We start from the raw sequence: 18,913 nt of genomic DNA, 5'->3' as shown, positions 1-18,913 counted from the left end.
GCATCGGCATCTATACCTACAGGAGCTTCAGAAGCTCCCGGGCTGCCGAGCCCGACGACGACGGGTTCTGGCCGGTTATCAGGCGTCCATCGACGATGGTAAAATCCGCCCAATCGGCAGCCTTCTCATAGAGGCCGCCCAGGCGCTTCAATTCATCCTCGACCAGAAACGGCACAACCTTCGTCAGCTGAACGGCTTCCTCCTCACTGTTGGTGAAGCCGGTGACGCGCTTGCCCTTGACGATCGGCTGACCTTGGTACGTCACGTTTTTCAGCACCGCCGGCGCGTGACAGACGGCCGCGACGGGCTTGCCTGCGTTGTAAAAACGCTCGATCAGGGAAATCGAGTGTCTGTCATCGACGAGATCCCACATCGGGCCGTGTCCGCCGGGATAAAACACCGTATCGAAACCATCGGCCTTGATGTCGCTGAGCCTGATGGTGTTGGCCAGCGCCTTTTTCGCCACAGGATCGTTCTTGAACCGGATCATCGCCTCGGTCTGGCCAGCAGGATCATCGCTCTTGGGATCGATCGGCGGTTGGCCGCCTTTCGGCGACGCCAGAGTCACTTCAGCGCCGGCCTCCGTGAAGACGTAATAGGGTGCGGCGAACTCCTCGAGCCAGAAGCCGGTCGGCTCGCCTGTGTTGCCGAGCTTGTCGTGTGAAGTCAAAACCATCAGGATTTTCATCGTCTTTCTCCGCATGTTTAGGGTTCTGTTCCGCAAGGGTGTCGAAGATGAGCCTATAGGCCACACAGGTCTATTGTGCCTTGGTGTCGGTCGCGCTGCATAGTCGAAACAGGCAATCCGAAAGTACTGCCGATACCATCGTGCAATAGCTTTGGCTCTGCTCCGGGCCTAGCCACTACGCATCTGAACAGCGGCAATCCCACAGGAGGAAGTCATGCCCCCATTCCCGTCGAAGCTTACATACGCTGCAGCGATCATCGTCGCATTGGCAAGCGCCATGCCGGCATCATCAGAATCTGCGCAGCCGAATACTGTCGCTGTCAACAAGGATTCCGGCGCGGATGACGCAAAGTCGTCGGAGCGGCAAATTCGCGTCGAGCGCCGCACACCCGCTTACTGGCGGGTCACCTTCGACAACCCGCCCTTCAACATCTTCGGACCCGAAACCATACCGCAGCTCGAGGCAGTTATCACGGCAATCGAAAACGACCCGCTTCTCAAGGTGGTTGTCTTCGACAGTGCCGTGCCTGATTTCTTTCTCACGCACTACAATTTCATTCCTCCCCTCTCAGATTCCACGGGTCTGCGGGCCGGCCCGACAGGGCTTCATCCGCTTCCCGACATGCTGGTTCGGTTGAGCCGCTCTCACGTCGTGTCGATTTGCCTGATCCGAGGCCGTGCAACGGGTGTCGGTAGCGAACTTGCACTGGCCAGCGACATGCGGTTTGCAAGTCGTGAAAAGGCGGTCCTGTCGCAGTGGGAGGTCGGCGCTGCGCTCGTGCCGGGCGGAGGGCCGATGGCAAGGCTCCCCAGGCTTATGGGCCGGGGCCGCGCGCTCGAAATCCTGCTGGGTGCAGATGGTATCGATGGCGAGCTTGCGGAACGGTACGGCTATGTCAATCGCGCGCTTCCCGATGACCAGCTCGACAGTTTCGTCCAAGCACTCGCTATGCGCATCACGAAATTCGACGGAAAGGCCATAGCGGAAACGAAACGGCTCGTCGACCAAGCAAGCCTGCCTCACGATGCGGAGATTGCCGCAGGGTGGGACGCGTTCATAGCGTCGGTTCAGCGTCCCGAGGCGCAGTCCAGAATTCAGCAGCTCATGACGCTTGGACTTCAGACCAAGGACGACGTCGAGCGCAGGCTTAATTGGTATACCGAGACTCTCCGGGCACCTTGACTGGTCTAACGCTTCGCCCTGGATCGAATGAGGCGACGGAGGGTTCCCGGCCCTTCGCTCGATCGTAATAGTACACCGTCAGGAAACACGATGGATCATTGGCGCAAGCTTCTCAATTCCCGAGCATGGTTCTGGCTCTTCGCACCTGCTGTGGGTGCGATGGCGGGCCTCGTCTATTCGCAGATTTTCAACGTCGAGGCTTTATCTGCGGCGATGAGAGGAGCGTTCATTGCGGCGCCGATACTACTCTACGAGCGCGGGAACATGCTCATCCGGTGGCGCGACATTGTCCGAAAAGCTGCGACGCCGGTCTTCGTTCTGGCCACGATCGCAACCTACATTCTTATGATCCTGATCGGCAACGCGGCGGCCGGGACCGTGCTTCACCACCTCTTCGGACATATGCGGACGGCGCGCGAGGCGATGGCTTTGTCAGAATCCGGTCTCGCCTATGCGCTAAGCGCATCCGCTTTGATCACATTCATATTCCGTGTGCGCGATCTAATTGGTCCCAGTCTTTTCACCAGCTTGCTCCTCGGTCGCTATCACCGCCCCACCGAGGAAGAGCGCATATTCCTGTTTCTGGATGTCGCCGGCTCTACGCATTTTGCAGACCGGTACGGCGACTTGGAGACGCAAGCTTACCTGGGACAGATATTCAGCGCACTTTCGCTGCCTGTCCGGCGCTCCAGAGGTTCGATCGACGACTATATCGGCGATATGGCGCTTGTTACATGGCCGCTGCATCGTGGGGTACGGGAGGCAGCTTGCCTTCGTTGCGTCTTCGACTTCGCAGCTCTGCTACAGCAGCAGGCGCCAACCTGGCAGGCTCGTTTCGGGCAGGTGCCCGAGTTCCGGGCCGTGTTGCATTGCGGATCGGTCGTCACTGCGGAAATCGGCCTTGAGCGGCACAAAATCGCCTACTTCGGGGACGTCGTGAACACCACCGGGCGGCTTGAGTGTCTCTCCAAGAGCCTCAATGAACGCGTGTTGGTCTCGGCTGACCTCCTCAGCGCCGTTCGAGCGCTGCCAGGACATCTCGAAGCGGCGAATCTAGGGTTTCACGCGATGAGAGGACGGGCCGAACCGCTTGAAGTGTCCGCAATCCGGCTGCGATCCGACCAGTTGACGTGAGGGCCTCGCTCGCTTAGCGCGATGTGACCGTGACGATCGCTTCAGCAAATTCCACAGGTGCTTCCTGCGGCAGGTTGTGGCCGATACCGCCGGTCAGAAGCCGGTGCTCGTAGGGGCCGGAGAACTTGCCAGCATAGGCTGACGGCTCTGGATGAGGCGCGCCATTCGCATCGCCCTCCAGCGTGATCGTCGGAACCTTAATCATCGGGCCGAGCGCCAGTTTCTGTCAAACGCCTCATAGCGTTGTTCGCCTTCCGCTATCCCCAGCCGCCAGCGATAATGATGGATCACGATGTCGACATGATCAGGATTGTCGAAGGCAGCCCGCTGTTCGTTCGAAGGTCGCGACGTCGAACGTCCATTTCGGGGAGCCTGTCTGCCAGATCAGCCGGGTAAAGTCGCGCCGGTTGTCTTCGTAGCCCTTCCGTCCGCGCTCCGTGGCAAAATAGAACTGATACCACCAGGCGAGCTCGGCCTTGGGCGGTAGCGGCATCGCATTGGCTCGTGTCCCCGATACTATGGGATTGGTTCGAAAGATTGGGATCCGGCTCGGGGAGTGAGAGAACCCATCGAGAGCCGATAACTGAGGTCGAGTGTCCCACACACTCGGGGCTGCTTTTGAACTCAACTTACCAAGCTGTCCTAGACGTCGTCGGACATCCTGGGAACCGGGATTGTCGGCTATACGCGAACTTTGGCCGTTCAGTAACCGGCAGATCTTGAGGTGGCCTAGGGTTAGAAGGGGACGCAGATTTTTTGCACCCGGTTTCAAAATTCGAGCAGTAACTGTCTTCAGTTCCAACATCGGTTCCAACATTATGAATTTTCTCATTGATTTTATTATATAATTTATATGAGGTTGCCCTCCCTCCAGGCCCACGCGACGGAGTAAGTCCGATGATCTGCGATATCGGTCAACGCACCAGAGCCATCGTCAAGCGAGCAATATCGGTTACATCCCGATCCCATATCCGTTCCTCCCCCTCATCTCGGAACGAGGTGCAATCATCCCAACATTCGTCATGGAATGGTTCAAGCTTGTACCGCGCTTTTAGGGCATTCTTATCCACCACTAGTATCCCCGCCATCTCGCCTGAAACGTCACGGGGCATGAGCGCCCAGTAGGCAGCAACTTCCGGGGATCTCGAGAAACAAATTGCTCGATCACCTGTCCTGCCCGCCTTCAAAACATTCGTAGCAATAATTTCGGCCGGAAATCGCGTGCCGTGAAAAACGACGTTTCGCCCACGTTGTATTTTTCGCGCTGCAAGTACGAGGCGCTCATACTCTTTTCGCTCTTCACCTTCGAAATCAACATTGAAAACCTTTACCATTACCCTAAATCCTCTCTTTGCTTTGATTATAATCCACACGTCAGGCGTAGTGAAGATCTCCGCTTACTTTCAACAGGTTTAAACCGTTGTCGAGGGCGGTCTAACGCCATGGACAATTTATAATATTTGATGCGTTGTGAATTTGAACCCGGGTTCAAAATTTCCGATGGGTGAGGATTCAGCGGGCAGGGGACACTGGAGCTCGAGGCGTCGGTCACTACCGGAAGCGTAGGTCAGAAGCCGTCGTGGGGCGCTGCGACGGATGACAGACTTGGGGCCGGGAGCAGACCGTCCACTGCTAGGATACCAAACGAGAAGGCGGACGAGTGGGTAGAGGGCGCCAAGGGTGAGATTGCCCCACAACGCCATCGCCCCAACAGCCGGTCAGAATTGTGGCCTAATAGCTTCGCACCCATCTCTGTCAAGGTGATCAGTTCTTGCGTGCGGCTGGTTTGCTCATCATTGTTCAAGGTGGTTGAGCACTAAAACTGAGCGTGGGGTGCCGGCCGGCCCTCGACATGGTAAGAAAAACGCGCTCGCTTGCGAGATTGGGAGGTGTTCAGAATATGGAGAGGCGGCTAACAGCGATACTGTCTGCCGACGTGGTCGGCTATAGCCGCCTGATGGGAGAGGATGAAGGCGGGACGCTGGAGCGATTGAAGGCCTGCCGAAGGGACTTGATCGATCCAGCGATAGAAGAGTTCCACGGCCGGATCGTCAAGCTCATGGGTGATGGTGCGCTGGTTGAATTTGCTAGCGTTGTTGACGCCGTTCAGTGCGCCGCTGTGATCCAGCGGAAGATGGCCATTCGCGAGCAGGGCGTCTCCGAGCCACAGCGAATTCAGTTTCGTATAGGCGTCAATCTCGGGGACATAATTGTCGAAGGCGATGATATCTACGGCGACGGCGTCAACATAGCCGCCCGCCTGGAGGGTATCGCCCAGCCTGGTGAAATCTGTATATCGGGCACAGCTTTCGACCACGCGGTACACAAAGCCGATGTCGGCTTCTTAGCGCTAGGTGAGAAGCGACTAAAAAACATTGCCGATCCAGTTCGCGTGTATCAAGTTCTGCTGACCCCCTCTGAGGCAGGCAAGGTCGTCGCCGCCCATAGGCAGCCCCGTGGTCGGGTAATGCTAATGGGTACGCTCGCCGCCCTTCTAATTACAAGCACCGCAGTGATGTTCGCCTGGTATTCGCCGTCTGCGCCGCGACTTCCATCTGTCGCGGTGCTTCCTTTTGCCAATTTGAGTGGCGATCCGGGCCAAGACTATTTCGCCGATGGCATTACCAACAATCTGATTACCGATCTCGCCCGACTTTCCGGCGTTGAAGTTATCGCCCAAAATGCGGTGTTTGCCTACAAAGGCAAACACCGCGTTTTGGCCGACATCGGACGCGAACTCGGCGTGCGCTTCGTCGTTGAGGGCAGCGTACAACGGATCGGCGAGCAAATCCGCGTCAATGCTCAACTGATCGATGTCGCAAATGGCGACCATCTGTGGGCCAACCGGTTTGCCCGCAGCGGGGCGGACGTGTTCGCTGTTCAGGACGAGCTGAGCCAACAGATAGCCGAAGCGCTCGGTCTAGAGCTTACTCCATCCGAGACCGAGCGGATCGCCCGGCCACCGACCGCCAACCTTGAAGCATACGATTACTACCTGCGTGCCGAGCAGGCGACACGAACCGGCCGCCGTTCGCAGATGCTTGAGGCACTGGCCCTGTATGACAAGGCGGAGACGCTTGACCCCGGGTTTGCCGTGGCTTTCGCCGCTGACGCGCGCGCCACCGCCTATGTGTGGCGAAGCGCCTATGACGATGTTCTGCAGAGCGCGCTTGCGCGAAGAAGGGCTTACGACAAGGCAAGTCGCGCACTGGCCCTCGACCCTGCCCTTTCATCACCGTACGCCGTTCTTGCCGTCATGCAGGTCGTTGATCGCCGTTACGAGCAAGCGACTATTTCGGCACAGAAGGCAGTGTCGCTCGGTCCCGCCGATGCCGAAGCTCATATGGCGTCAGCGTATGTGCAATTGGTCTCCGGTCATCATGCCGAAGCCGCAGCTACGGTGGAGGCCTTACTCAAGCACGATCCAACCCTCGCCGCCATCGACCGGTACACTGCTGGCCTGGTTTTCTATCTGCATCGCGACTACGCGAAGGCCATCGAAAATTTCGAACGCGCGCGCATCGATTCACCGGGGAACGGCGAATTTGTCACCGCACTCGCCATGGCGTATGTGCGTGCCGGACGCCTCGGTGACGCTAGAGCAACTGTTGCAGAGGGAGTCCGCCTTCACGCTTCGCCCCTCGCGACTTGGCGCCTTAACCTTGCCCACCTACGCCCGCAGGACTTGGCCTCTATTCTCGATGCACTGCGCGAGGCCGGCCTGCCGGAATGGCCGTTCGGTTTCAGCGGAGACGAGCGTGATAGATTGAAGGGTGACGAGATCGCAAGCACTGTCATGGGCAAGCTCCTGCGAGGCAAGACCGGGCCTATGGGAAAACCGGCACTGATGCAAATTGGCCTTGATGGCAAGGCGGCATTCCGATCAGCGACGCAATTGACCACTGAATCGGTTTTCGTCAAGGACGACATGCTCTGCGAACAGAGTGAAAACGCGTTTGGTCGAGCCGATTGCGGCCCAGTCTACAGGCTTCGAAACTCGCATGACGGAACTAGCTACGCCTATGTAAACTCAACCAGGCTCTTCTATTTCTCTCCTGTCAAATAGACCGCGCCCAGCCTGCGATTAGTGATATTGATCCAGCTCGAGATCCGCCGCGACTTTCGGCCAATTCTCATCCGCCATCGTCACGGTTTCTGCCGCATTTGCGGCGAACCACTCTGCCGATCCCTTGTCGTAGATCAGGTACAGCTTTCCGTCGATAATCTTGAACGCTTCGGGATCATTGTTGATCGTGACCGAACCGTGAGTCACCTCGCCGGCACAGTAACCGCCGTATTGTGGCGCATATCTGATAGGGTCGCTAATAAACATTTCGCGGTGTTTGGCATTGGCAAAGTGCCACGGTGTCCCCAGCCACTCATATGAAAATTTCTCTGACCCCTTCGTCGCTTTTCCTTCAGTGAAGTAGGCGACTGTGTCGTATCCCATGATGGCCACGCCGCCGAAGTATCCCGTGTTTACCGAATCGTCGGCGACGGCAGGTGACCCAATTAAAGCTCCTGCCACAGCCAGTACAAAGCCCGTCGTAGGCCAATCAATGCGTCTTTCTCCGCTTCTGCTCCCTGTCATCTGAGCCTCCCGTTCAATCGCGAATTTTCGTGCACTTTGTGTATTCTTTCTCGCCAATTCTGCTGACGGGAGGGCAGCTTGCGCCATGCAGCTTGAATAGCCGCACAACGTCTGTGTTGCCTTTCCAGATCGCCCGCGTGATTGGCGTGTAGCCGTGAACCTCAGGGTGCTCGACGTCAGCCCCCTCAGACAGAAGAAAGGCGGCGAGAGCTACGTGATTTTCCTCACCCGCCACCATCAGCGGTGTCACACCAGCCTTATTGGTCGCGTCGTCGAGTGACGCGCCACGGTGGAGAAGCAGCTTGCTTATCGGCAGGCTGCCGGAAAAGGCAGCGGCATGAAGTGGTGTAAAGCCGCCCGAATTCCGAGCCATAATATCTGCGCCTTTGCTTATCAGCAACTCGGCAACATCGAATTTAGCTTGGAGCGCGGCTTTGATAAGGGGCGTTGCCTGATCGCGTTCACGGCTGTTGACATCGGCACCGGCCGCCAGCAGCTGCTCGATCGCGGCGGTATTTCCGTCTGCAACGGCTTCGAACAAAGAGCTTCCAGCGGCTGCCACCGTCGCCATGAAAATCCACGCTACCGATGTAAGTAGCCCACGCATGTTTCACCTTCGACGTTTCTAATAAAATAGCATGGGAACCAGACTTTGGATAGCCAGCACGCTGAGGAGGCGGCGCTCGTGCAGGAGGACTACTCGGACCGCTGACGTTGCCAGCGTGAGGATTTGAACAGACTATAAGCGCCATCGAGATTTTGGCGCTGATTCATCGGTTTTGCCGATGGGCAATCTTTAGATCGCCCGTTACGAATCTCGTTGGATGATGTTTGGGATGGCGGCCGCGGGACGTCAGATCGTCAGATATATGTCGTCGCCTTCGAGGGTGACCGGAATGGTCCTCGCCCTCACGTTGCTATCGACCAGAAAGCGTCCTGTTCTGATGTCGAATTCCCAGCCATGCCAAGCGCAACGCACCAACTCGCCCGCACGCTCATACACGAAGTCGCGGGCGTCGGTTTCGCGCACGGTGCCGCAGATCGGGCCCTCGCAGAGGGCCGCGCCCTTGTGCGGGCAAACATTGAGAAGGGCGTAAAAACCGTCATCGAGCTTGAACACGCCGACTGATAGCCGGCCGAAGGGGACGATTTTTGCTGCGTCGGAACCAACCTCCGAGGTCTTACATGCGAAATGCTTCGATGCCATGTCGTGTCTCCCTCACTCGGCCGCTGCGGCCATGGGGCGCGGAATGCGTTTATAAACATCAAGTGCATTAAGGCCGAGAATCTTCTCGCGCCACGCTGGGGGAATGTGGAGCTTGGTCACATCATCATAATCCCAATGAGGATAGTCGGAGGCGAAGAGGAGTGTGTTCTCGCCGTCCATGGCCTCAAGCGTCGCCCAAAGATGCTGAATATTGGCGGGCTGCTCCAAAGGCTGGGTCGACATGCGGATGTTGCTCTTGAAGTATTCTGATGGAAGCCGTTTCAGCCAAGGTGTTTCCTTGCGCAATGCGCGATAGTTTGAATCCAGCCGCCAAAGCACAGACGGCACCCAGGCGACGCCGCACTCGATGATAACCACCTTGAGGTCAGGCCATTTCTCGAAAACGCCCTGGGCGATCAGCGACGCCATGTGCGTCATCGCCGACTGCGGCAGGATGGCGTGCGTTTCCCAGAAGAAGGTCGAAGGACCAGCAGCAATTGCCGTCGAATTGAGGCCGCCTTGGCCACCGAGATGCATAGCGAAGGGAAGGCCCATTTCCGCGCAGGCTTCAAAGATCGGATGGTAGAAGGGGTCCCCATATGGCCTATGAGCCCCGTGGCTGACCAGGACCTGTACGACGCGCGGATGGGAACCCACGCGGCGGATTTCCTCAGCGGCAAGCCTAGGGTCCTGCGGAGCCACGACGATCGATCCCCAGAAGCGGTCGTCCTTCGGAAGCCAGTAATCAATCATGTAATCGTTGTACGCCTTGCAGAGCGCATTGGCGTAGTAGGGATTGGCAAGCGTGGAAGCCTCGATAGGCTCGTCGCCCGTCAGGATCGCGACGTCGATATTGTACTTGTCGAGGTGCTTCTCCTTCATGATCAGATAGTTGTCATCCTCCACGACCGGATTGATGTCATGGCGGGAAAAACCTTCTGGATGAAACCACGGGCGGTGGCCGTGGGGGAAAGCGCCGCGCGGCCCGGTCTTTTCGCCGCGGACGAACATATCCTTGAACACACCCTCCATATACGGTTCCAGGACGGTGGCGCTGCACCAGTAGTTATGACAATCGGTGTCGAGAATGAACATTGTTTGGCTCCTGCTTAACGCGGGACCGTCGGGCCAGCCGCAACTGCCATAACCATATTGACAGCCATTCAATCGGAAAATATCACTTGACCAAGATTATTGATCGATATTTTCGAACGAGCCACAATGAACGAAACGCTGGTGATGACTTTTCTCGACGTGCTCGAGACGGGAAATTTCAAGAGAACTGCTGAACGCATGAACATCATGCAATCGACAGTCAGCGCTCGCATCAGACAGCTTGAAGAGATGGTAGGCATTCGCTTATTCGAACGCGGGCGGGGAGGAGCTGAGGCCACTCCGGCGGGTCGACGATTCGAGGGGCATTGCCGCGCATTCCTCACGCTGTGGGGGCATGCCAGGCGGGATGTCCTTAGCGGAGCGTCGGCCAGCAGCCATAGGCTTCACGTATCGTGTCAGTACAGCCTCGTCAGGGCGTATCTCCTAGACTGGGTCGATAGGCTGCACAGCAGGGACGATCTCAGCCTGCATGTGGAGATCAACTTCTCCTCCCAGATTCAGCGCGACGTCGTTTCCGGCGAGACCGATATCGGCATCATGTTTGCGCCGCAGTTAACTCCCGACGTTCGCATCGGTGACCTAGGCACGGCGGAGTTCGTCATGGTGTCGACCGATCATGACTCGTTTGAGGCTATCGAATTCGGCCGTTACATCAAGGTCGCTTACACCACGGCCTTTGAGCGCGCGCTCGACGACTCCATTCCCAAGTTCGCGTTTCCGAAACTGGTCATCGGCAGCGACGATCTTGCCATGGAGCTGCTGGCGCGGCACGGCGGGGCGCTGTATCTCCCCCGGTTCGCCATACCGAGCGCACTCGCTAAGGTGCCGCACCTGCGCATTGTAGAGGGCGCACCGGTCATTCCCCAGCCCGTTTTCTCCGCGGTTCACGTTCGACGGCGATCCGATCCTCTGGTCGTCTGGGCTTTGAAGCAGCTGCGCGAGGCTATGGTTACGCCATGAGCGTCCTGGATGCTGGTATCGACGGCTCGGTTGATGACGACTTCTACGCGCTTGCATCGAGCAGCGGCTGGCTTGCCTAATAGGGGAGCGTAGCCACGGCGGGCGGCCCTCAGTTCCCACTCGGGGCCGCCTAGCCTTTGAACGCGCTTCCACTCCTATTTCTGAGCAAGTCCTCAGCCATCGCGAAGCCTTTCAATCGCCTCCGCGATCTGTCGCTCTGTTTCGCCAACAGCGGCATTGGCCCGCGTGAAATCGTAAAACAGCACTATGAGCGTCGCGGTGATGTAAGCGTTCGACCAGCCGGCTGTGCGGCCCTCGTTGACGATGGCAGTCACCCGAGACTCCAAAGCCTCCTGGCTGCGGGAACCGCCGCCTTGGCTACGCGCGAGCATTGGAATTTGCCGCGGTCATTTCGGCCGGAGGTTCCTTGGAGAGGTACACGCAGTAATCGTCACAAGCATCCGCAAGAGCCAGCGCCGCCTCGCTCTCCCGCCAACCGGCGATCACCATTTGGACGACCACTTGCCTGACAATCGATTGAGCCTCTTTTTGACAAGTGATGGGCCTCACGACCGATGACGGCGCAGCTTTAGGCTCTCGGAATTCAATCCTCTCCAGCACAACAGTACTCCTCCAGTTGCGCGCCACTCAGCCGACTATTAACCCCTGAAATTCGAGGGGGATCCACAATATTTTAAATTGGTACGAAAACGGACAGAGGTGGTCGAACCGGCGAGCCGTGGTACAGATCGCCCGACAACTTTGATTTGCCCGGTCGGTCCGGGTATCCGGCGCCGTCATCTCCAGTCCAGGCGTTCACGGCCATGAAAGACCTGCTCAAAGGTGAGACGAATCGATCAGCCGATTGAGTAGTCGTTCTAAGTGGCGGCCGACGCCTTTTGGGGGAGGCGGCGACCGCCGGGGGGCGCAATCTATGGTGGATTGCAATCTTAGTAGGAGCTTAAACGCGGTTCATTTTCTATATTTGGCGCGGGATTGTACGTTTCAGTCGGACCGCTGTTCGCCGGTTCATCCCCGTCGTCCTCCCATGGCGACACGACACCCGTCCAATGCTCCCTACTCGGCGCGTGATTCCCTGAAGTTGTAACTGCCCCGTCCTAATGACGAGGCTTTTTCTATATGAAGAACCGGCCGCGAGGGCCGGTCAGTTGTCGTGGTGTCGTTTTGATAATGGACTTGTGCCACTAAGGCGCGACGCGCGGGAAAGTTCCGGATAAAAAAGAGCCGGCCGACTGAGGGCGAATGGCGCGCTTGGGAACCAGCGGGACCATAGCGTGGTTAGTGATCCCGGAAGACCAAACTCGGAGCGAGCCCTGACCACGAACACTATCATCATAATTTTCTTGGACGTCGCCATGCTGGCATTGATCGCTTTTTCAATGGCGGGCCGCCTCACGTCAGTACCGGGACCCGCAACTACGATCGCCGATGCCATGCAGCCCGCGGCCAACACGCAGTAATGCAGATACAGAGGGCGCATGAAAAAGCCCGCCGATGACAAGCTCTACGGCGGGCAGGCGGACTCGCGCCTTGACACTAAGTCGTTAGGCCTTCGGGTATCGGTACGTCTGCGGCCGTCATGACCTTTAGCCCTGATGGAGGGCTTCGCGAAGTCGGTCCACTGACCGTCGCGAGGGAAGTGGAATCGCTTCGCAAACGTGCCGCAGGAGAGTATTCGTGGTCGGGATTTGTGCTCGGCTCGAGTTCGATGCGGAGAAGCCTGGCCGCAAAGGCGAGCCATTCCAGACGCCCAGCGCGGGTCTTCTCAGAGCGCTCCTTGATCTCACCCAGCCAGTGGCGAGCGCTGCCGGACTTGGCCTGTCTACCGTGGAAAGAATAGGCGCGTTGTTTCAGATGACGCTATCGCCGCCATCCGCGCCGCCCTAGAATCCGCCGACATCATCTTCACCGCGCCAATGGGAACGGTCCTGGCGTGCGCCTTGGAGATCGCAAATGAACTGGGTTTTCGCAGCTGGCCTGGCATTGTTCCTGATGCTGGCCGCCTTGCTGGTCTTCAGCGATTTCGCCGACGTGCCCTGCCAGGACGGCGTTTGGAAATCAGCCCAAGCAAAGGTGCGTGCCGACGTAGGAGGGGGCCGCCTGGCCTGATGGTTTGAGGGAAGCCAGACGGCCCTGTCGATCAGGAGATACGACGGCGTATGAACGCCTGTTCAGTTGTCTGGTTCCCGTCTACCAAATATCCCTCTACTCTGTACGAAACAGACTAAAGAGCTCCTTGTAGGTGCTCACATTTGAAATATATTTTGCGTCGGAACTGGTCCAATACGGGGGTTTGCGGTGAGTGTTTCTGGCGTATATCAACCAAGTGAGTTTGAGGTGGTGCACGATGTCTTCAAGCGCATCGCGCGGGAGACGTGGTTCGACCGGACCATTGCCCGTCAGCGTGATTTCGCTGCATTCTGTCTGCGCGCGTATCAGTCGGGCGTGACCGATCCCGACCGGCTCTTTGAAGAATGTGAAAGGGTGGCGCGTGCGCGATATGCGTGGCCTACCTAACGGCCGCCTGGCGACAATTTCTGAAAGAGGATCGCCAGACGGCCGCCTCAACAGGAGACATGACCCGCAGCAAACTATAATGTCCGCGATGGGTTCCCGGTGCGGAAACGTACCGAGCATTCTAAGGCCGACCGCAGTGTGCATTATTCCTGTTGGACTGCAGTAGGTGCGCCACGCCACCTGCAGTCCCTCGTGAGCGCACCCATGCCGCTCCGCTAAAATCCCGATCGGCGTTGGGAGGCGCCGGTCGGGTTTTGCATGTGATCAAGCCAACCATATCAGGCGTGCCGACACGAACGGCCCGACTACACCCACATCAGCCGGGCGGCCTCGGTCGCTCGGGAGGACGAGGCCGCGTGAACGTGCTGCCCGGCGGCTGGTTCCCCAATTGTCATTTTCGTACAAAGCCGTTTTTCTCGCCGCAATTGGAGTAAACTAGGATGTTTCCCTTTTCGTCAAACAGACCAAGGGAGGAGGAAATGGATAGGGATGACACGTTCTGGACAAAGCCTCTGACAATGCGCCTTCAAACCGGCTTTGCGCGCACTTTTCATTCAGTCGACGAGGCGATCGATTTCATGGAAAATGAATGGCCAACGCGGCGTTAGTAGTCGAAATGGCTGCCTGTTTTCCAATTGAACGGGTGAAGGCGCGTTTATTTTCAAGAAGTGTCCACCGCTTTGAAGAGTCTGTGCTCATAGGCACGGGCAGGGCGCTAGTTTCAAGAATGAGTTCTTGACTGGAAAGTCCATCTTTTGAAATTGTTGGGTTATTTCTCGCTGTTTCTCCGCGTATCGGCCTAAGTTTGTCAAAGATTTTCGACGCGCGCGCCGATGTGAGAAGGCTGCTGACGTCCGAACGCGGCCGCCCACAACTCCGCTGACGCGAAAAGGCCTCGAATTCGCTAAACATTATGCTATACATTACACTCTTCATCTCTTTATAATGCATTGAATCAATTGATAAAAAGAATTAGATTGGCTCCGGCCCGGGGAGCCAAATTTCCGCCACGCATTTTTGCCTGGTTATTTTGAGGCGCTTCGCACGGACACATCAGTGTTCATCACGGAGCGCCTTTTATTTTGCGCGAAGTTCAGTCGTCAAGCAGCGCTGCGATTGGAGTTTGCCGGCAGCACGACGCGCTTTGGTTTCTCCGCGAGATACATGCAATAATCATCGAACGCGTCGGCGAGTGCGAGGGCGGCTTCGGATTCTCGCCAGCCGCTTTGTACGAACTGGCTGATCACCTGCCGCGCCACTACCGTGGCTTCCTGTTGGCACTGCGTGGTTCGACGGGGATCCGATGGGCTGAAATCGGGACCATTCACTTCAATCTGGATACGCATAGCCATTCTCCCACGCAGGAATCCCTCGCCCTTCGACGCAGCACGCCGCGATGAATCAGGATTCTTACGAGCATCGGGTTCCAAAAGTTTAGTTGGAGGGCGATTATTGATACGAGAGCGGCTGTCACGATGAGCACGCCCATTCATCGATTGCCGTACGATCAGGAGACGGCGGGCATGGATGTAACGGCATTCATGAATGACGATGCACCGACGATGCCGAGTACACGCAGCGTGGCCAAGATATAGCGGGTCATGACGAAATCCGAGTGTTGAGATTGAATCCAGTACGGCCTTGGTCGACGCTTTATTCATGCGGCGCGCGTGCGATTCAACGGTTCTCGATACTGGGCTCTTGCCCTTCCTCACCGGGCACTTGTAGGGGTCGAAACGGTAACGGTTCGACCCCTGATTTTTTCCTGTATGGGTTGGGGTCGATCAGTCGATCGAAACCTTGCCCTTGATGATCAGATTCGGATCGCGCCTTTCCTTGATCACCACGTCGGGGCTGCTTTCCCGGACGATGACCTTCTGCTTTGGCTGGCGCTCCTTGTCGACGATGCCGCCTGTCGTGTCGGGGTCGCGCTTGATGATCGTGACATCATCCGCCGCCGCAAAAGAACCGGCGGAAAATGCGGCGAGAACGCCAAATACGATTGCTGTCTTTCTCATCGTGGAAATCCTCATTCCTTTTCTTCGATGATCGGCAAACGCGTGGTTTTGGAGAAGGTACCGCCCTTGGATTCAGCCGATGGACCCGAAAACGGTCGCGCGAGGAACGGGCCCACGGGGCTTTTTACAAAGATTCCAAAATCGCCTTGCGAAGGTCAAACCTTCCTGTTAGAAGCCCGCCACACCGCAAGGGTATTTGCTTGAAATGCCCGGCAGGGAACGGAGAATTAAGCATTCTGGCTTATCCGTTTTCGAGATGAGGCCTCGTGGCGGAGTGGTTACGCAGAGGACTGCAAATCCTTGTATTCCGGTTCGATTCCGGACGAGGCCTCCACTCTCCTTATTCTTGCTTTGTTCCCCTTTGGAATCGCTAGAGAATTTGCAAGGTGTGGCAGAACGGAACGCCACCCGTCTCAAAGATGTGGCAGCTCGTTATGCGCCTGATCGGTGGCGAGAGGCATCGTCGCGGTGGTGGACATCGGCGCCTTTGTCGCTTCATATTTCCGACGCTCACGCCAATATTCCTCTAGCCACTATGACAGCGCAACCGAGAAAATCTATCCTGTGTTGATGTTGTCATATATTCAAGTTAAAGTTGATTCTCAATTTGAGACCAAGCCATCTCTTTAGACCTTACCGGCACAGTGAACGTGTCGCCTTGACAGGGGGGTTCAGTACTGGCAAAGCGGCCCCGTTTATTCAGGGGCTCTAATGTTTGAAATCAATATCGACGGTCGTCACAGGAATGCACATCGGGGAACAGGCTTGGATATCTTGGTCGGGACGACTGAAGATGACGAGTTCATTTTCAACTCTGCTGCTATGCCAACGTCGCAGAACAAATCCGCAGCCAGGCCGAACCCAGATCTCGTGGAACACCCGGGGAAGATCGGTATCGGCACCTGGGACCTCGACGGGCTAGGCACAGCGTTATCCGATCTCAGGCAGTTCGATTTCAGCTGGTACACAAACTGGGGTCACCATCGTCTCTGGTCGGCCGGTGGGGCTGGCAGGAATGATGAGCGTTTCGTACCGATGATCTGGGGCAGGGATGAAATCGCGACTGCCAACTTCGAGCGGCTTGCCAACGCGCCGTCCGGCTATCTGCTTGGATTCAACGAGCCAGACAATGCGGGTCAGTCCAATCTCAGCGTCGGAGAGGCGCTTAAGCTTTGGCCAAAGCTGATGGACAAGAACCTGGAGCTCGGCTCCCCGGCTTGCACGCAGACAGAGACGCTCGGTGACGATTCATGGCTTGGCAGGTTCATGGATAAGGCGGACCGCAGAGATTATCAGGTAGATTTTGTCGCTGTGCATTACTATTCCGACGACGGCAGCGTTGCGGATTTCAAGGCATTTCTGAAGGACGTGAGGCAGGAATATCACAAGCCTGTATGGGTGACTGAATGGGCTCTCGTCGATTGGGCGGATCGGGACCGGTTCACGGCCGACGAAGCAGCCGATTTCGCTGCCGAAGCGATCCAGATGATGGATGATCTGAAGTTCGTGAAGCGTCATGCCTGGTTCGGTGCCTATGAGGCCGCCGACGGCTGGAACTTCAACATTAACACCGAACTCATCGATGCCGCTGGCAACTTGACACCCGTTGGTCACGTGTTCCAGGAACTGACGATGTAAATCGCCCCGATCAACAGTCCCTCCATGTTCACATCATGTCGCACGTTCGGGCTGCTATCATTTTGAAATTCTGAGTAACTTCGGAGCACGGACATTCTACGAGCGGAGGCGAGAGATAAAGGCGGGCACCCCTGGAATCATTCGCAAAGTATTTTGTTGCAGGTTACTCCATCTCGGCAGAAAGCAGGGTGTGGCGGCGGCGGATTGGCAAACTTCGATCGCCCAATTCGGGGCGAGGCCTTCATTCGATCTAGCCGGTAGATGCAGACAGATAGTATTGCGGGCGGGGCGCCCGGTGGCGCTCCATGATGCTCTGGAGGCGCGCGCGACGGCAAACAGCGCCAGCCAAGCGTTTATCAAGGCTTCGCGCGAGGCAAATATCCATATCCGATCGACGATCGACCCGCGCAAGAGGGCCAGCAATCGCAGGCATGACGTCAGCGAACGGGCGCAGTTTAGCGCTCTCTATCGTCCACTTTCACGGGGTTGGTCATCATAGTAATAGCCATCGTTGTACCCGCCGTAATAGCCCGGTGCGACGACAATGACTCTTGGTCCCCAGTATCTACCGTATCGGCGCCCGTGATAACGGCCATAGTAGCGGCCATGACGATAGGCGTAACGATTGCCGCGCCAGCCACGATGGTTCCAGCCATGATGATGGCCACCATTGCGCCACTTCCATCCACGATGTCCTGCTTCCGCTACGGCGGGGGCAAACGAGGTCGCCGCAAATATGGCCGCGACGCTAACGAGTAAGAACTTCTTCATTGGAACTCTCCGTTCCTGGTGCATACGCCCGACAAGCGTATATGCTTTGAAGTGAATGTAATATGAATAAGTGGCTTGTGGGCTGGCCAATCGCAAGCGGATGTCGATTCCGGACGACACCTCCTCGCTTCTTCCATTCATCTCATGATCCTCGCCCTAATTTCCCGCTGCTGCGTTTTGCCGCTTGAAAGCCGGTCAGCGGCCAATTATGACCGGATCACAGAATTCTATCGAGAAGGCCCCCGGTATGGCGACGACAATGGATTATGCAGCGCTCCGCATGAAGATGGTCGATGGCCAGATCCGGACGACCGATGTCACCAACCATCCCATTCTGAACGCCTTCATCGCCGTCAGGCGCGAGGATTTCGTGGCCGAGCGGCTGAAGCCCGTTGCCTATATCGACAATGACATCGAAATCGCACCGGGCCGCTACATGATGGCGCCTTCGCCACTTGCCAAGATGCTGCAACTCCTCGAAATCCGGCCGACCGACCATGTGCTCGATCTCGGCTGCGGCGCGGGATATGCGACGGCGCTTCTGGCACATTTCGCCGGATCGGTCGTGGGCCTGGAAAGCGATGCGGCGCTCGCGGCGCAGGCGAAGGCAAATCTTGACGCGATCGGGCTTTCCAACGCGACGATCGTGGAGGGCGATCTTGCTGCTGGCTGTTCCGCCAAGGCGCCCTATGACGTTATCCTGATCAACGGCGCGGTTGAGACGATTCCCGAGGCATTGTTTTCCCAGCTCAAGCAGGGCGGCAGGCTGGTCGCCGTCGTCGGGCGCGGCCAGTCGTCGGGCACGCATATCTTCGTGCGCGAGGGCAACAGCCATTCGGAACGCTTCGCCTTCAACGCCTCGGTGCGGATGCTGCCGGGCTTCGAGAAGGTCGCGGAATTCCTGTTCTGAACTGGCCGAAACGTATATTTTGATTATCTAAAATTGTTGCTGATCCGCAACGAGGCTTTTCATTCGCCCCTCGCGGCGCTATTGGCGATTGCCCGGATCGCTGTCGGCAGTCATATTCCGCGTGACAGACGATCGACTAGCCGTGCTTTCGGGCCAGGG

18 protein-coding genes, 1 tRNA gene and 1 pseudogene are annotated in these 18,913 nt (G+C 57.1%); 9 read left to right on the top strand and 11 right to left on the bottom strand.

The genetic code is table 11. The annotated features are described in order from the left end of the window. Nucleotides 1–16: 16 nt before the first annotated feature. Nucleotides 17–688 (bottom strand): type 1 glutamine amidotransferase domain-containing protein, encoded by a 672-nt coding sequence (locus IHQ71_RS11745; protein ID WP_258162133.1) that lies wholly within the window; start codon nt 686–688, stop codon nt 17–19. Nucleotides 689–902: 214 nt separating this feature from the next. Here IHQ71_RS11745 and IHQ71_RS11740 point away from each other — a divergent pair, with 214 nt between their 5' ends. Both IHQ71_RS11740 and IHQ71_RS11735 read left to right on the top strand, forming a co-directional pair. Continuing rightward, nucleotides 903–1,871, top strand: a complete 969-nt coding sequence (locus tag IHQ71_RS11740; RefSeq protein ID WP_258162132.1) for an enoyl-CoA hydratase/isomerase family protein — start codon at nt 903–905, stop codon at nt 1,869–1,871. 90 nt (nt 1,872–1,961) lie between these two features. Next, complete coding sequence (locus IHQ71_RS11735) at nt 1,962–3,005, top strand: adenylate/guanylate cyclase domain-containing protein (RefSeq protein ID WP_258162131.1); 1,044 nt, start codon at nt 1,962–1,964, stop codon at nt 3,003–3,005. A gap of 13 nt (nt 3,006–3,018) precedes the next feature. On the opposite strand, the pseudogene IHQ71_RS11730 reads toward IHQ71_RS11735, so the two are convergent. Both IHQ71_RS11730 and IHQ71_RS11725 read right to left on the bottom strand, forming a co-directional pair. Beyond that, nucleotides 3,019–3,507: pseudogene (locus tag IHQ71_RS11730) on the bottom strand (alpha/beta hydrolase); the annotation flags it as partial. A 412-nt stretch (nt 3,508–3,919) separates the two neighbouring features. Then, complete coding sequence (locus tag IHQ71_RS11725; protein ID WP_258162130.1) at nt 3,920–4,339, bottom strand: hypothetical protein; 420 nt, start codon at nt 4,337–4,339, stop codon at nt 3,920–3,922. Between the two features lie 566 nt (nt 4,340–4,905). Between IHQ71_RS11725 and IHQ71_RS11720 the strand changes: the two genes are divergently transcribed. Next, nucleotides 4,906–7,071, top strand: coding sequence for an adenylate/guanylate cyclase domain-containing protein (locus IHQ71_RS11720; RefSeq protein WP_258162819.1), 2,166 nt, complete (start codon nt 4,906–4,908; stop codon nt 7,069–7,071). 18 nt (nt 7,072–7,089) lie between these two features. Here IHQ71_RS11720 and IHQ71_RS11715 read toward each other — a convergent pair whose 3' ends face one another. From IHQ71_RS11715 to IHQ71_RS11700, 4 genes are all read right to left on the bottom strand, one after another. Further along, nucleotides 7,090–7,596 (bottom strand): YHS domain-containing (seleno)protein, encoded by a 507-nt coding sequence (locus IHQ71_RS11715; protein ID WP_258162129.1) that lies wholly within the window; start codon nt 7,594–7,596, stop codon nt 7,090–7,092. 13 nt (nt 7,597–7,609) lie between these two features. Then, nucleotides 7,610–8,203, bottom strand: a complete 594-nt coding sequence (locus tag IHQ71_RS11710) for an ankyrin repeat domain-containing protein (RefSeq protein ID WP_258162128.1) — start codon at nt 8,201–8,203, stop codon at nt 7,610–7,612. Nucleotides 8,204–8,449: 246 nt separating this feature from the next. Next, nucleotides 8,450–8,803 carry a Rieske (2Fe-2S) protein gene (locus IHQ71_RS11705; protein ID WP_258162127.1) on the bottom strand — a complete coding sequence of 118 codons (354 nt, stop codon included), beginning with the start codon at nt 8,801–8,803 and terminating at the stop codon, nt 8,450–8,452. 12 nt (nt 8,804–8,815) lie between these two features. Next, nucleotides 8,816–9,898 (bottom strand): amidohydrolase family protein, encoded by a 1,083-nt coding sequence (locus IHQ71_RS11700; RefSeq protein ID WP_258162126.1) that lies wholly within the window; start codon nt 9,896–9,898, stop codon nt 8,816–8,818. A 126-nt stretch (nt 9,899–10,024) separates the two neighbouring features. Here IHQ71_RS11700 and IHQ71_RS11695 point away from each other — a divergent pair, with 126 nt between their 5' ends. After that, on the top strand, nt 10,025–10,879 hold the full coding sequence (locus IHQ71_RS11695; RefSeq protein WP_258162125.1) for a LysR family transcriptional regulator: 855 nt from the start codon (nt 10,025–10,027) through the stop codon (nt 10,877–10,879). Nucleotides 10,880–11,052: 173 nt separating this feature from the next. Here IHQ71_RS11695 and IHQ71_RS11690 read toward each other — a convergent pair whose 3' ends face one another. Continuing rightward, complete coding sequence (locus tag IHQ71_RS11690; protein ID WP_258162124.1) at nt 11,053–11,214, bottom strand: hypothetical protein; 162 nt, start codon at nt 11,212–11,214, stop codon at nt 11,053–11,055. A gap of 1,639 nt (nt 11,215–12,853) precedes the next feature. Between IHQ71_RS11690 and IHQ71_RS11685 the strand changes: the two genes are divergently transcribed. Then, a complete protein-coding gene (locus IHQ71_RS11685) occupies nt 12,854–13,009 on the top strand; it encodes a hypothetical protein (protein WP_258162123.1) in 156 nt (51 codons plus the stop codon). 189 nt (nt 13,010–13,198) lie between these two features. Beyond that, nucleotides 13,199–13,417, top strand: coding sequence for a hypothetical protein (locus IHQ71_RS11680; protein ID WP_258162122.1), 219 nt, complete (start codon nt 13,199–13,201; stop codon nt 13,415–13,417). Nucleotides 13,418–14,517: 1,100 nt separating this feature from the next. Here IHQ71_RS11680 and IHQ71_RS11675 read toward each other — a convergent pair. Further along, nucleotides 14,518–14,763, bottom strand: coding sequence for a hypothetical protein (locus IHQ71_RS11675; protein WP_258162121.1), 246 nt, complete (start codon nt 14,761–14,763; stop codon nt 14,518–14,520). A 438-nt stretch (nt 14,764–15,201) separates the two neighbouring features. Beyond that, entirely contained in the window at nt 15,202–15,435 is a 234-nt protein-coding gene (locus tag IHQ71_RS11670) for a hypothetical protein (protein WP_258162120.1), read from the bottom strand. A 260-nt stretch (nt 15,436–15,695) separates the two neighbouring features. Here IHQ71_RS11670 and IHQ71_RS11665 point away from each other — a divergent pair. Both IHQ71_RS11665 and IHQ71_RS11660 read left to right on the top strand, forming a co-directional pair. Next, nucleotides 15,696–15,769 (top strand) — tRNA-Cys (locus IHQ71_RS11665). Between the two features lie 431 nt (nt 15,770–16,200). After that, nucleotides 16,201–17,073: a glycoside hydrolase family protein gene (locus tag IHQ71_RS11660; RefSeq protein WP_258162119.1), complete on the top strand. Its 873-nt coding sequence runs from the start codon at nt 16,201–16,203 to the stop codon at nt 17,071–17,073. 465 nt (nt 17,074–17,538) lie between these two features. Here IHQ71_RS11660 and IHQ71_RS11655 read toward each other — a convergent pair whose 3' ends face one another. Then, complete coding sequence (locus tag IHQ71_RS11655; protein WP_258162118.1) at nt 17,539–17,844, bottom strand: hypothetical protein; 306 nt, start codon at nt 17,842–17,844, stop codon at nt 17,539–17,541. A 259-nt stretch (nt 17,845–18,103) separates the two neighbouring features. Here IHQ71_RS11655 and IHQ71_RS11650 point away from each other — a divergent pair, with 259 nt between their 5' ends. Then, nucleotides 18,104–18,754 (top strand): protein-L-isoaspartate O-methyltransferase, encoded by a 651-nt coding sequence (locus IHQ71_RS11650; RefSeq protein WP_258162818.1) that lies wholly within the window; start codon nt 18,104–18,106, stop codon nt 18,752–18,754. Nucleotides 18,755–18,913: the final 159 nt, after the last annotated feature.

It is taken from the genome of Rhizobium sp. TH2, from assembly GCF_024707525.1.
Classification (GTDB): Bacteria; Pseudomonadota; Alphaproteobacteria; order Rhizobiales; family Rhizobiaceae; genus Rhizobium_E.
The sequence above is the reverse complement of the archived record's forward strand: the minus strand, read 5'-3'. Positions and strand labels throughout refer to the sequence as shown.

Coding starts and splice junctions, on each gene's coding strand:
- IHQ71_RS11710 (WP_258162128.1), bottom strand. CDS start 8,203: ATGCGTGGGCTACTTACATCGGTAGCGTGGATTTTCATGGCGACGGTG.
- IHQ71_RS11670 (WP_258162120.1), bottom strand. CDS start 15,435: ATGAGAAAGACAGCAATCGTATTTGGCGTTCTCGCCGCATTTTCCGCC.
- IHQ71_RS11685 (WP_258162123.1), top strand. CDS start 12,854: ATGAACTGGGTTTTCGCAGCTGGCCTGGCATTGTTCCTGATGCTGGCC.
- IHQ71_RS11735 (WP_258162131.1), top strand. CDS start 1,962: ATGGATCATTGGCGCAAGCTTCTCAATTCCCGAGCATGGTTCTGGCTC.
- IHQ71_RS11715 (WP_258162129.1), bottom strand. CDS start 7,596: ATGACAGGGAGCAGAAGCGGAGAAAGACGCATTGATTGGCCTACGACG.
- IHQ71_RS11725 (WP_258162130.1), bottom strand. CDS start 4,339: ATGGTAAAGGTTTTCAATGTTGATTTCGAAGGTGAAGAGCGAAAAGAG.
- IHQ71_RS11740 (WP_258162132.1), top strand. CDS start 903: ATGCCCCCATTCCCGTCGAAGCTTACATACGCTGCAGCGATCATCGTC.
- IHQ71_RS11655 (WP_258162118.1), bottom strand. CDS start 17,844: ATGAAGAAGTTCTTACTCGTTAGCGTCGCGGCCATATTTGCGGCGACC.
- IHQ71_RS11675 (WP_258162121.1), bottom strand. CDS start 14,763: ATGCGTATCCAGATTGAAGTGAATGGTCCCGATTTCAGCCCATCGGAT.
- IHQ71_RS11700 (WP_258162126.1), bottom strand. CDS start 9,898: ATGTTCATTCTCGACACCGATTGTCATAACTACTGGTGCAGCGCCACC.
- IHQ71_RS11745 (WP_258162133.1), bottom strand. CDS start 688: ATGAAAATCCTGATGGTTTTGACTTCACACGACAAGCTCGGCAACACA.
- IHQ71_RS11695 (WP_258162125.1), top strand. CDS start 10,025: ATGAACGAAACGCTGGTGATGACTTTTCTCGACGTGCTCGAGACGGGA.
- IHQ71_RS11720 (WP_258162819.1), top strand. CDS start 4,906: ATGGAGAGGCGGCTAACAGCGATACTGTCTGCCGACGTGGTCGGCTAT.
- IHQ71_RS11650 (WP_258162818.1), top strand. CDS start 18,104: ATGGATTATGCAGCGCTCCGCATGAAGATGGTCGATGGCCAGATCCGG.
- IHQ71_RS11705 (WP_258162127.1), bottom strand. CDS start 8,803: ATGGCATCGAAGCATTTCGCATGTAAGACCTCGGAGGTTGGTTCCGAC.